General features: G+C 50.2%; 11 protein-coding genes. 6 read left to right on the forward strand and 5 right to left on the reverse strand.

Features of this window, described 5'->3' with window-relative positions:
- Positions 1-37: 37 nt before the first annotated feature.
- From dcm to H5P27_RS11485, 3 genes are all read left to right on the forward strand, one after another.
- Positions 38-1054 (forward strand): DNA (cytosine-5-)-methyltransferase, encoded by a 1017-nt coding sequence (gene dcm / locus H5P27_RS11475; RefSeq protein WP_185660530.1) that lies wholly within the window; start codon positions 38-40, stop codon positions 1052-1054.
- Between the two features lie 66 nt (positions 1055-1120).
- On the forward strand, positions 1121-1855 hold the full coding sequence (locus H5P27_RS11480) for a PDDEXK family nuclease (protein WP_185660531.1): 735 nt from the start codon (positions 1121-1123) through the stop codon (positions 1853-1855).
- Positions 1856-2251: 396 nt separating this feature from the next.
- Positions 2252-3229, forward strand: a complete 978-nt coding sequence (locus H5P27_RS11485; RefSeq protein ID WP_185660532.1) for a hypothetical protein — start codon at positions 2252-2254, stop codon at positions 3227-3229.
- Between the two features lie 325 nt (positions 3230-3554).
- Here H5P27_RS11485 and H5P27_RS11490 read toward each other — a convergent pair whose 3' ends face one another.
- A complete protein-coding gene (locus H5P27_RS11490; protein ID WP_185660533.1) occupies positions 3555-5075 on the reverse strand; it encodes a hypothetical protein in 1521 nt (506 codons plus the stop codon).
- 405 nt (positions 5076-5480) lie between these two features.
- Positions 5481-6143 (reverse strand): hypothetical protein, encoded by a 663-nt coding sequence (locus tag H5P27_RS11495; protein WP_185660534.1) that lies wholly within the window; start codon positions 6141-6143, stop codon positions 5481-5483.
- Between the two features lie 354 nt (positions 6144-6497).
- On the opposite strand from H5P27_RS11495, the gene H5P27_RS11500 reads away from it, so the two are divergent.
- Positions 6498-7280: a hypothetical protein gene (locus tag H5P27_RS11500; RefSeq protein WP_185660535.1), complete on the forward strand. Its 783-nt coding sequence runs from the start codon at positions 6498-6500 to the stop codon at positions 7278-7280.
- A 105-nt stretch (positions 7281-7385) separates the two neighbouring features.
- On the opposite strand, the gene H5P27_RS11505 is transcribed toward H5P27_RS11500, so the two are convergent.
- The 3 genes from H5P27_RS11505 to H5P27_RS11515 all read right to left on the reverse strand — a co-directional run bounded on the left by H5P27_RS11505 (position 7386) and on the right by H5P27_RS11515 (position 11438).
- Positions 7386-7835, reverse strand: a complete 450-nt coding sequence (locus H5P27_RS11505; protein WP_185660536.1) for a hypothetical protein — start codon at positions 7833-7835, stop codon at positions 7386-7388.
- Between the two features lie 103 nt (positions 7836-7938).
- A complete protein-coding gene (locus tag H5P27_RS11510; RefSeq protein ID WP_185660537.1) occupies positions 7939-9153 on the reverse strand; it encodes a DUF3500 domain-containing protein in 1215 nt (404 codons plus the stop codon).
- A gap of 359 nt (positions 9154-9512) precedes the next feature.
- Positions 9513-11438 carry a hypothetical protein gene (locus H5P27_RS11515; RefSeq protein WP_185660538.1) on the reverse strand — a complete coding sequence of 642 codons (1926 nt, stop codon included), beginning with the start codon at positions 11436-11438 and terminating at the stop codon, positions 9513-9515.
- Positions 11439-11751: 313 nt separating this feature from the next.
- On the opposite strand from H5P27_RS11515, the gene H5P27_RS11520 reads away from it, so the two are divergent.
- Both H5P27_RS11520 and H5P27_RS11525 read left to right on the forward strand, forming a co-directional pair.
- On the forward strand, positions 11752-12174 hold the full coding sequence (locus tag H5P27_RS11520; RefSeq protein WP_185660539.1) for a hypothetical protein: 423 nt from the start codon (positions 11752-11754) through the stop codon (positions 12172-12174).
- Between the two features lie 419 nt (positions 12175-12593).
- Positions 12594-13286: a hypothetical protein gene (locus tag H5P27_RS11525; protein ID WP_185660540.1), complete on the forward strand. Its 693-nt coding sequence runs from the start codon at positions 12594-12596 to the stop codon at positions 13284-13286.
- The last annotated feature ends 4 nt before the right edge of the window (positions 13287-13290 follow it).

The following is a 13290-nucleotide window of genomic DNA, read 5'->3' on the forward strand; positions in this document are numbered from 1 at the left end:
TGTAATTGTCCTACCGAATCACTACACTTCTTAGATCATGATCGCATCCCCTTCATTTCGTTTCCTTGATTTTTGTGCCGGTATTGGAGCAGGTCACGCAGCAGCGGTAAAACTCGGGGGCGAGTGTGTAGGCTATTCAGAAATAGATCCGAAAGCGAAACGTACTTACAGAATGCTCCATGAGCTAGATACACTCTGGGAACCTCTGCTCGACCTAGGAGACCTCACCAAGATCAACCCAAATGACGTGCCAAACTTCGATGTAATGCTTGGAGGATTTCCCTGTCAGACCTTTTCAATAGTTGGCAGACGTGAAGGTTTCAGTGATCCACGTGGCCAAATAATCTTCGCCCTCAGCGATATCCTTGCAGCAAAGAAACCAAACTACTTCGTCCTTGAAAACGTCAAGGGCTTGATGAGCCACAACAAAGGCGAGACCCTACGCCAGATCTTAACTGAACTCGAATCCGTTGGGTACAATGTCGACTGGAAACTCGTTTCCTCTGTGGATTTCGGGGTACCCCAAATGCGTGAGCGTGTCTATTTCGTGGGTGTTCGGAAAGATCTAGTCAATGCGGACTTCGAGTTTGCATTCCCTGAAAAAGCCAAACGTATCAAGAATCTCCGCAGCTACCTAAGATCCAAAGACCCGAAATACGCGGTTTCCGAGACTGGTTACGCCTACCTTAAAAAGTATCTAAACAACAAATACAACAAGGAGTCGAAAGTCACAGTCGACGAACTAAAAGCGTTACCCGACTTCACAATGATTGATACGCGTCAATCAGACCTACGAATATTCAAAAAGATAGCTCCAACACTTCGCTCAGGACGACACGGTCTCCTATACGCAAGAGAAGGCCAACTAAGAAAACTATCCGGACTCGAAGGGTTAGCACTACAAGGATTTGATACGAAATTCCAAAAACGCATCCAAAACGTATCAGATTCAGACCTACTACATCAGGCAGGTAACGCATTCACTGTCGACGTTGTTCACTCATTACTGGAGAACTTGTTTCAGCAAGCAGCTTTTCCGGCAGCTTGTGCATGACTAACATACCCCCACCGTGGATCCATCGATCCATATCGAACTCAATGCGCGTAACAAAGGAATCCAATGAGCGCCGACCGGCTAAACGCCAAATTTGGTACCGATACAGAAAAACAACTCTGCACCCTATTTCGAAAGAACAAAGACCTTCCTGAGAAACTGCTTCGCAAACTGAACCTATCAGGAGGGGATTTCTTGGAAGTGTATCCGACAGGGACTTCCAACAAAAAATCAGATCTACTTGCCATGTACGCCGGCGGGGCCGGTATCGGGATCAACGTAAAGTCTGCGAGATCGATCGGCTTCAACCAAGTTACCAGAACTTGGCTTGATTCTTTTGCTTCAAAAATCGGCCTCAGCGAGTTTGCTATAAAAGCGATACAAAACGGAATAGACAACCACCGGCTCAAAAGATCCAAGATCCTTATAGAAGAACAATACCGCGACCTACTCGCCACCGAACTAAGCAAAAAGTCAGGAAAGATTATCGAAGAGATCTTCATGGGCATCGGCAACGACGTAGCAAAATGCTTGGTGCTCATTAATAAAGCCAACAACACAATACACTTCTACGATATCAGAGAAGCGGTTTACTCGATATCTAAACAGCCGATAGAATTCTCGAAGAACGGTGTAATTCAGTTTGGCGATTTCATAACGCTGCAAAGGAAAGGAGGAGATGGGAACGTTAAGAGACCTCCCAAATCCGATCCTAAACATCCGGGGAACCAAATTCAGTTTAAGATGAAAATCATTAAATACATGGAAGCAGTTCCTCCAATGCTTACATCAAGCCTCTAAATACGGGTACGCCCGAAAGGGACAGGGCTAAATTCTTGATCCTTAATCGGACTACGAACTCGAAAAGACAGACGCTAGGAACGACTCTTCGTCAGAACCACAAGCCTTTCTAAGCCAGACTCTCATCCTCAAGAGTCTGGCTTGTTCTTTGCGTCAAGGCAGGCAAGCAAAGGTTAACGCCGCCGATCGCTCCTCTCACGGGTCCTGATATATGCGTGCAACGTCCCTCCTGGAGTGCTCACCCGCTGCTAGAGAACACACGTAGGAACTTCATTTCAACTTGTTGTATAATTGTTTTATGTAGGTATTTTCAACATATTAGCCCATATTCTCAACAAGACCACATTTCCTAATCCTCAGACTGACGGATTTGGAAAGCAAAGAAAGGAAAGCCCCATGACTCCAACTGCATCTCAAAAGCCAAGCGCCCTTCCATCTCGCAACCATTCCACCCCCGCCAGAATGGCCCGTTCTCGGTTAACGATTCTTAGCTGCTTTGCGGCCCTGCTCCTCTTGCAAGTCGCCTGCACTCCCATGTTTGTAAGCGACTTTGAGAACGACCCCGTTGGCTCTGGCCCTCTCTACGATGTCCCTGGTTCACCAGTGGGTGATACGATTACCGGCAACGATGGTTCGGGCGACATCATCGCTCACGCCTGGCAACCCATCGAAGGCCTACAGTCCCTTAAGCTCTTCGGACCTGTTATCGACAACCAAAGTCCCTTCGTATACTTCAACACCACCGTTAACACCGACCAGAGTCGCCCCATGTACTTCATCTGGAAAGGTCGCATAGATGACGGGGTGACCGTTAACGCCAACGTGATGGCCATCGATGAGGCTCTCCTCCGTCTTCAATTCTATAACGGTTCCGTATACGTCAACAGCCTTAAGAAAGGCTCTTACACCACCGGCACCGTCCACACCGTATTCATCTCATTGTCGCCAGACTCCGACACCTACAGCGTCTCCATGTTCGGTGGAGCAGATCTCGGAGGTCCTGTTACCGGATCGCTCGAGAACCCCGACGAATTCCCCCATCCCCATCTTTCCCTCATGCTCGAGCTGTTGGAAGCAGACTACTTCGACACCTATACAGTGGATTCAGTTAATATCTCCCGGCTCAACAGCCCCAAAGCTCAAAGTAGAAGCATCTCCAAATATCGGATACCTAAAGAATTCAGAGAAATCACATCTCAAATCATAGCAGAAACCCTCCGTTACCCAAACGGCGAGGAACGAGTCATAGAAGCAGTGCGAGCCCTAGACGATTGGGACGACGAATCACTAAGACGAATGCTCAAAGAAGCCACCCGCAACGGCACCCTAAGCCCAGAAGAAGCCGCATGGCTTGAAGAGATTTTAAGGTTATAAGCTGGGCCGTGCTCATGCTCGGGCAGAGAGTTTTCAGGACGGTGCAGACCGCCATTTATTCCTAGGCTTGTCCGCCTTCTTAGGTTCATTCCCAGAATCATTCCTTATAATCACCTGTTTCCCAGCTCTCAGCCCCACCCTCTACCCACAGCTCACACACAACACCCCGCTTCCTCGGCGAGAAAGCGAGATGTGTAACTAAAATACCGATACTTTTTAGGTCGCGATAGCGCTTTCGGGGAAATAGAGAGACTATTACTAGCAGGCCTCAAATACGAATCCGCTGTACAATCGATAAAACTCGTTTCCACCAAATCTCTGAACACTAATCCCGATAGGGGAAGGTGCTTCCGAGCGTGGAATGAAGATAGACCGTGCCCGTCGCATTCGGGATCAAGTTCCGGAACCAAAACTCATCAACAATCCCAGTTCGGTTCCAGAGCAACAACGTCCACCAGCCTGAGTCAGGCAGATCGGAGGTGGGCAAGGATTCGCCAAAAAGGTCGAAAAGCTTCGGGTAGCTTCTAGCTCCTTGCACTCTGGAGGCGTACAAATGCAAGTCCCCGTTGCTAACTTCAATGTTTAGATTTTCTCGACCTGCTAGAATATCCGAAGGGAAACCGCCGATGTCATCATAAAGAATATGCATCCGTCCGGAGGATACATTTATCCTTTCGATAGCAGCGTTGTATAAAACGACGTCTGCATCCCCTTCGACCCTCAACTCTTCACAGGTAACTCCATTGAGATAGGTCTTGCCGCCCCGCGCTATCAACGTACGGATACTTCCGCCCCTCAGAATCGCTATAGCATCTCCGTCAACCTGCAGGGTCCCGAGGTCGCCTCCTTCCATAGTATACTCAGACTCACCGTTTGCAAGGAGCGTATCAAAGCTCCCCGAATGCAGAGTCAGCATGCCGTCTTGGTAAACGTATGCGTTTCGTGAAACTTGGTCGTTATTCCCCTGGGGTTGCTCCGTGGGTAATAGATTTAGCGAGACGACACTAGAGCCTTTCACATCGACCAAGGTTTCACTGGTTCCGTAGATCCAGCCTCCGTCCATCGTCACTTGGCTGGAACCATTTGTGGTCAAACTTCTGACGGAACCTGCGTCGATAGTTGTTATGCTATCGTCGCCAGTTGTTAAGTCCCCGACTCGACCGCTTATAACTCCGTTGCTCTCGCCATAGGAATACACATTCGACTCTCCCTCGCTTTGAATCTCGAACCTGCTTTCGCCTTGGCTGAATAAAACGGGGAAGCTGCCATTGGACACTAGAAGCTGGCTATTTTCCAGAAGCACAATGCCCCCGCCGATATCACAAAAGCCCATGTTCAAGATACTATCACCATTCATGGTTACCCATTCGCCTATTCGGCCATCCCTCAACTCGACCATCGCTTCACCGTAAGCCGTCAAAGATGACTCAACAGTAGCTCCAGCAAGCAGCAAAGTGCTCATACCTTGGGCGAAGACTTCTTCTATCTCTCCGCCACGCAGCTCCAGCAGGCTCTCGTCTAGCGATTGAGCAAGCACTCTGACATCGCCGCTTCGCATGATTAAATTGCTTTCGTCTCGAGAAATAAGGTTCCTAGGGACAATGTTATCTGCGATCAGGACAGAACTATCTTCTGAAGCGACCAAGTTGGTACGCAGCCGTGCAAGAGAAACGCTCGTGACGGTATCTCCCCGCGAAACATAACGCGTAAACCCAGGTCTGCCTGGATTCGGCACACCGGGAAAAGGGAGCTCGAACTGGGCGAACGCAGAGGTGAGCAAGGAACTGGTAGCGAATAGAAAAACGGTAGCGAACCGGAACAAGGACAAGTTGGTTGGATAGATCATACAAGCGAGTGGTTGGGTGTTTAGCTCGGACTGAAATCACGGCATCGTTTCCAAATCCCGCGATTACGTAACAGCCCTAATAAGGCTAAGTATTTTAACTTATACCCATAAAATAACAAGGCGATTCCTCTGGGGCTAATATACAGACGAGAGTTAGCTGGCTTTCGGATAAGACGCCAAGACCCTGAAAACCAGGAATCGATTCACCCCCCCCCGGGCATAACCACTTGCCGCTCTCGAAGATCGGAAGAGTAGAGGCAGCATATATCCGATAATCTGATACAGGCTACACTCGGAGGGACTCCTACTGCTTCACATCCCTTGCAAGCTCACGGACGATACCTCGCAACCCGTCGGCAGGGTACCGTCATAAATTCGACAGAACGTTAGCAGAACGCCACTTCCCTAGTCAGTCGCTAGGCGCAAAAACAGAGCCCCCGCTTCAGGAGAAGAAATACTAAAGGGGCTTTCAGAGGCGGCGACTTCCCATGCAGCAAGATCATCGCTTCGCTGAAGGGTCCACTCGCTCGACCAGACAAACTTCACGGAGTCAGGCTCGTTCACCTTACTCACCATGATGACATCTTCCTGCAATGCCACCTGCAGTGTCAGCAATGACTGGGAATTGTAAGAAAGGGCAGCCACGTCGACTCGTATTTCTTCTTCGGATACAGAAATTTCTTCGCTAGTAACGGCAAGTGTCGAGTTTTCCTCATCAACGGAAACGCTCAGGATGGGCGGTAAGTCATCCTGATAATCACTGATTACATATCCATTGAAGTCGCCGGGCGCGAATTCTCCGTCGCCGAGTTTCGAGAAATCGAAAGTGATAGTGGAATCCGATAGATCCACTGCAACTGGGATAGCAAAAAGGTCTCCCTCTTCTCCCACGAGTTCAGGATATTCTACGGCGGATCCCACCAAGGCAGTTCCTTGGTCCGCATCGAAGGTGGTCTCACCTTCTTGAATCGTCAGAATCCTCAGATGCAGGCTGCTGTTCGCAAGGCCGGCAAAGGAGTAGATTGGAAAAACGAAGGGCAACAACGAGAGTAGGATTGGATATTTCATAGAGCTGGATTATGAAATTTCTGTCAAAAGACGCCATCTACATCAAGACAGAAGACGGGACCAAAGCTCTCGAAAAGAGACTTCACGCATTAGACATTTAATTGCCAGGCCTGCTCACATGGATCTTTTAGCAATTAATCCGTTTATGATTCTCGGGTATATAAAACGAGCAATCGCAGCGGACTGCTCGATCAAGATTCAGAGGCCTCAAGGGGGGGCACACTGCGATAGAAAGTTCCAACGCGTGGGGAAAGCATAGGGATTTAGTTCTAGCTCCAATTAGGGCCCTGCATAGCGTCACCACGGATCGAGAAAATATTGAACCGGGCCGTGGCAGCTTCAAAGCTCGGCCTCGTGAATCCCCTACCCAAAAAATTCCTTATCCTAGCCTTTATCCCGTTTCTGCTCAGCCGTGTCGGAGCTGATGATTTCGAAAAGATCATCATCCCTGATTTCGAAATCGTCGGAAGCCAATTAATGCCGATTCTCAACGCTTCCTTCGACCAAAAATCGGCATTAGCGTTCAGATGCGAGGATGCCATGAAGGAAGGCTTTACTGAAGCGATCGCGGCAGCGAAATACGGTGCCTTCATTTACTATAATCGAGCCATTCAAGTTTCACACGCCAATGGTGGTGGCGGTTTTCTAGGAGACTTCGTGGATAAGGCTCACGCGAAACTAGGTTCCCAGATTCGCGGCTATGCGATCCCCATCCGCGATTCCAAGGACATGCGAAGCCCTATGTCCGCCAACAACGTGCTCAACACCTACTTCCAAACCATAAAGGAAAACAAAGGCTATGACATCGTCTTTATCGTCGAGTACTCGCTCCGCAAAACGATCGAGAAAACAGAACTGTTCAAAAACAAACAGGCCCACTTCGCATTCGTCCCGCATCATTACGATGGGCTCACGCTAGCCCGCCAAAGCAAGTTCTATGAAAAGTTCGGATCTGCCTATAATCCCAGCATCGCCATGCCCATCGACTTGCGACACTCGGACTATCAGGGCGCCGGCGTTCTAGCCGAATACAGTTCGGCGATTTCCGATCACCCGAAGCTGGTGCTTTTCACCAATTCTCAAACTTCGTTCAACGCTCTCGCCGACTACATAGCCTTACAAAACGCGGGAGGCTAAGTCACATCGAAAACCTATCGTATTTACCGACAGGATACACAGCAGAACACTTTAGAATCTTTTCAAAACCACAAGAACGGGCCCTTCCGTGTGGCACACTATATATCACTTAACGATCTCATAGGATACCCTTATCCTACTTTGGTCGTGAGATCGTTTTTGCGAGCGGATAAACACGTTCGGATCCTTGGGCAGCATAGCATTCGTTAGGTATCCAGATATTTCCGACTGATGGCTGCAAACGAATTCAAATACATGCAACCCGCTTTCCGAAGTGACATCGCAGCTAGCCTTCACGACGATCGCCCCTCCTCCCTCAACCAATACATCGCGACCCCAGATCTGACTTTCAACGAACTTGAAACTGAGGCCAACGCCATCGAGCGTAAGTAAACTGTCGTCGAGAAGGGATTGAGCATATCCGCGCTCCTCCTCCTCTGAAATATCGCCACTGCCATCGCGATCTATCAACGCCTCGAACTGATCATAGACCTCGACTCCGGGTACGACTCGGTAAGTAGCGAGAATCCGGCCCTCCTCAAAACGCAACTTCACGGAGACCAAGCATTCGTCCAAGCGGTGGGCCAAGGCACTCGCGACAAGGCCAACGATCGCTAATAAGCAGAAAAAACTTCGAATGAACCTACTATGTCCCATCTTAGAGTCCCTCCCCGTATTCATTTGTTGGATCTCGATAAATCGAGTGATAGTGCCCCAAACCACCCCCGCCTCCCATCGTCTGCGGAGACATTTCGATGAAGACAGTCGGACCGTGGATCCTAAAATAAGCGGCGCTCGAAGCCGACACCGGACCGCTCCAAGCAAAATATGTGGAGTCGAGATTTTCCCTAACTTCCGCTAGGCGATTTTCAGCAGCTTCGGAATGCAAAATACGAATCCACTCTCCGGCAAGATCCACAAGGGCCTCCTTTTGCTCATCCGAAAACGTAGATACTTGCACGCCTTCGTATGCGATCATCTGCCCATCCTCCCCAGGCCCGAGGACCAAGTCGATAAAGCTGGATCCGATCGTTGCTGCCGACTGCTGTGAAGCACTGAGCGATTGCATCAAGGCAAGTCCCTTGTCCACCTCATCGCCCATCGGACGAATCGTTTCTCCGTCTAGCGTGTAGCTCGAAGGCTGAGTAGCCGTCAAGGAAGGCGTCAGTGAGCCATCCGCTCCTTTGATAAATACATTAATTGCGAGGTGATGACCTCCGAATTGAAGCATCCAGATATCTTCTGCCGAAGGCGTGCCGAGAAATGCGATGTAGTATTGATGGTCGCCGTATTGCGAATTCGAGCCAGAGGACAGCTCATTATCCCCATTGACTATGTTCAAAGTCTTCTCGTAGCCCTCTTCGCTAAGGACCACAGAGAGCAAATTCCACATCGCTTGGAGTTGGGCGTCTGACATATCTCCGGTCCGTAGGCCGTCTCTAGGAACAATCCCGATTGGAAAATTTGACCAACGGGTCTTCTGAGTATCATCGTCCCAGTCAAACAAAAGGGTGCTCTGCTCCGAGCTGCTGAGCAAATTCAAGAACGCTTCTACCGCATCCATGATATCCGTCGCTTTCTGGCTCGATTCATCCGTGAAAGTGTAGGCTCGATAGAAGCGCTTATCCCCGAGGTAGCCACTATCGTCGGTAAAGATGCTCGGCTGATCCCCTAGAGTGATGGTCGATAAGGCCGTCCAAGACCCATCGCTCAGATCGTCCGAACCTTCCAGGACAACATTCTCTCCCTCCTCTCCACTTACGGTCACCACATGGGGGGAACCCGGCGCAATACTGAGGGCAGGAGCTGAAATGAGCTCCCTCGGCAGGGCAACTGCCAGGACAGCCGCCAAGTTTAAAACGATACGATGCATAAGTTGAATAGGTCGAATTAGGCATGTTAATTGCGACACTCCGGGTTACGCATTTTCAAGCTGATTCGGTTTCCCAAGAATCCTAATTTTAGAACATCTTGTGACGAATCTAGCTCCTTTTGGGATGAAACCACCTCGAACTTGCCTGGATCTAGCCGAAAAGGGGCGTAGTCGAGATGGAAAACCTAAGAGACGGGCTTCAGTACGCGCCTATTTAGAGGTACGAGCGTCCTCGTCCACCATGGAACGAGTTAGGGTACATTTTGAACTATCCAAAGGAGCTCGCAGTCATTCGGAACGAGCCTAAACGGGGTTTCCGAATACTCCGGCGACCGATAGGCATCAGGAGATGCGCGGAGCTATTCCACGCTTCCAGGAGCGACTTCCACTCTGAAATAGGCGTTTTCAGAATTCGCAACAGGCTCCGCATGGTACAGCGTTTCCACCTCATTGGTCTCGTCGACAAAGAGGAAACCGGGAGTATCCCATTGCGAAAGATCGGAGCTGAAAGCCCCGCCTACGTCGGGGGATTCTGTGGCATGGGGAACCGAAAACTGGAAGTGCACTTTCTCGTCCACCAAACGAGCCTGCATCGATGGCTCCGCTGATTCCAAGTCGTTGCCAGTATTCAGAGCTTTGCGACGCATTAGCCAGTCGCGAGCGGCGAGATATTTCGGAGCTTCCTCACTCGGCTGACGCCAGTCGGTTTTCAGCCCAAAGGCTTCTTCTTCATTCGGATAAAAGTAGGCCGAGTAGAAAACCATGGTACGACCACCCCACTCGTCCCATGAACGGAGAAAGTAATCGTAGGTGTGGCGGACCCCCTCATGCTGGTTTATCGGACTGATCCAGCGACCTAGATAGGCCAATCGGCCGGACTCATCCTCAAAGGTATGCAGGTGTTGCCCACCTTCGTAAGCCACAATTGGCTTACCGTAGGTTTCGGCAACTTGCCGATTTTCCTCGTTCTGAAGGCCAGCAATATACTGTTGCTCGAAATTGAAATCCACCAACTGTTTCAGGGCCACAAAGGCTTGGGCCCAGACGCGATCCCGTGGATCGAGAGCAGTCGGATCTTGTCCCTCCAGCACCGGCCGAAGCGGATCCTCGTGATCGTCGGGCTCCGGTATCGCGAAGTAGGGAGCGATACTAAAAACGTCGACCAAATCCATCGACCCGATACGTTCAATTTCCTGCGCTCCGGCGGCGAGCGGATAAGCGAAACCGTTCTGCCCCGAAAACACAGTCACGAGCTGATCGCGTTGTCCTGACGCACTGAATACACTATCAAACACAGTAAAAAGTTCGGCCGCCTTTCTTCCGTGCAAAATAAACAAATCGATTTGCTCTTCTTCTGGAAGCGGCTCGTTGAGCGTGAGGCTTTCTTGGTAGAGGTCTTGGTGAACGGGGAACCAGCTATTGAAAATCTCGTTCGAATATTCGACCCAGAGCCGATTCCCTTCGTCAAGCCCATCCCGAAAGAGCTGAGCCATCTGGGTACGATAGCTTTCTGAAGTAAGGTGCGGGACACAAACCCAGAGGTCCACCTCCGCTTGGTTGGCGAGCTCAATCATCGCTTCATAGGCAACTCCGTTCGTCTCGCCTAAGGCAATATCGTTCCCAAACGTGTACTCGCTTGGCGAACGGCGATCCGACCATTCCACAATCTCACGGCTCGAATCCACATTGACTCCCACTCCCCAACAAAACCGCAGCAATCCAAATTCGCGAACGTAGTCGACGAAGTGGTTTGTCCAAGTTCCCGAGCTCTCGTCATACCCTGGCAAATACAGCCGAACATTTCGAATCGGGTCTTCAGGATCTGTTTCTCGAATAGCAAGGGTCACGGAATCTTGAGCCGCAGTGGCGGGGAAGGTGAGTTCCTGGCGTTTGGTCGAAGATCGATCGTAATAATATTCTCCACCGATGTAAGATAGCTGCAGGACGCCACTACCCTCCCATACCAAGGTGTAACTCTGATCCAGACCGGTTGGTATGTGCGAATTTTCGCCAAACACTAAAGAGAAGGCCATTTGCTCTTCAGCCAAGGAGGTGGGATAATTGTTTTCGTCTAGGGTAAGCTCTTGCCCATCGCTGGCGTACCACTCGCTTGCGGTCTGCAGGGCGTTTGTAAAAGGCAAGGAAGTGGAGATATGGGAGAAGTCCGCCCAGTGAGCGTTAATCCCGCCGATTGGGAGACTGTCGGGATCGACCGCCTTCACGGACGAGACAAGGCAAAACAAGGCGGCTAAAATCGTTTTGTGCAAAGGGCGAAAAGAATGCATGACGAAATGGGTTAACGGTACCGTCACCAACTGCTTGAATCAATGGAGGATGATAGCGCAACTGGGGCATTTCTCTAGCCTGTCCACCAAAATGTCCCCAGTCCATCAACCTAAGAGATCAAACGTAATTACCGCATCTCAGAGGAACCCACGAGCGAGCAAAGGCAATATCCCAGAAAATCCACTAGAAGAGGTCACGCTCGCGATGCGCTCAAGTGAGTTAGACGGGGTTATTATCCCAAAAACAGCTGAGGTGTTGTTGCCATGACTCGGCAAACCTGATCTCATCAGCGCGAAAAATCACCCGCCCCCCATGGAGACTTTGTCAGAGCTTCTTCCCGACCAAAACCTAATCGTGCAAGTTCACTTCGAATCGTGCACCCTAGCGGAATTCATCGATCTCCGGAAGGAACAGAAGGCAAACGGCTGGATAAAAAAGGGCGTCAACTCCTTACTGGTCGATCTCTCCGGAGCCCCCAAGGTTAGCCTCGCAGATCTTAAAACCTATGGGCAATGGGCAGAGGAGAACCTAAAAGAGCTCGCTCGCTCCAAGACTGCAATCATCGTAAACACGCCACAGGCGGCCGCTTTGACCATCATGGCTACCTCCGATCTCAAGGGCCAACGGTATATCAAACAGTTTTCGACTTTGAATGCCGCTGTCCGCTGGCTAAACGTTCCCAAAGAAGCGATTCTCGAACACTTTCCACAATTGGAAGCAGTCGATTTGGATTAAGGGAATCGAGCGGAGGCTTCAAACTCTCGGCATTCGAGAAAGTTGGACGACCCAACAGCTGACTCATAGCACTCTACTTACCTCTCGAACCCAAAGACGGTTACCATCACTCAGAGTTTCTCCGAATAAGTCAGAAAACAAATACTTAGAGGAATTTCGTGGGCCTTTTTCAGGTGAGTCGACGAAGGCGATCTATTCGCCTTACCTTCTCCGGCCGAGGAGTTTACGCCCCGTGTCGACAAGATGAAACATTCAGTAAAAACTCCCCATACTTCATTGCGGGATCTGACGGACTCCTGTATTGTTCCTTGATTCTCATCTCGGAATCACTTGAGTCACGAGCCTACAAATTCAAACCCACGAAGTTCGATACAAGGGGTTTGATTTGACCCTTTCCCGTAACAAGTCGCAGACAATATATGAAATTCATTCTAAAGCTCCTGCTTCCACTTTCATTCGTTAACGTCCTGGTAGCTCAGGTGGAAACGTTCTTCTTTGACACCCCGCTGGCAGCGACCGAGTCGAGCACGGTGCTGGAAACAGGCACCAGCTATCGCGTGCTGATCACCGGGACTTGGAGCGTCTGGAAGGACCAAAACACATGCGGAGGCACCCCTGAGACCAGCGTTATGTATCCGACTGAAGGGTCGAAAAACGGAAAAGCCTACGCCGATGCGGGCTACATCTTTGCTTATCCAGAAGAATCCGGCTTATGCGGGGACGATGAGATTCAAATTCCAGCAGCCACTGGCCTCATTTTCTGGGACGGCAGTGAATGGACACCGCTTCGTCCTTCCCTAGACGAGTACCGCAACGATCACACCTACGAGTACATCATAGTGGGGGCTGGCGAAACGTTCCAGATCCAGACGCAAGATGACATTCCGGAAGACAACTACGGACAGCTGAAGATCGAAATTTTCGTAGCTCCTTCCGCCGGCATATACTCTTCGAAATCCGATAACGTGAAAATCGACTTCGTGGGTGTGCTTCAAACTAGCGAGGACGGTGAACAATGGGAAGATATCTCCCCTCAGCCCGAAAGCCCCTACCTCATTTCCGAGCCAGAGGAGAAGGCCCTCTTCCGCGTCCGTAAGGAAGAGAGCGAGTAATCTT

It is taken from the genome of Pelagicoccus albus, from assembly GCF_014230145.1.
Lineage (GTDB): Bacteria > Verrucomicrobiota > Verrucomicrobiia > Opitutales > Opitutaceae > Pelagicoccus > Pelagicoccus albus.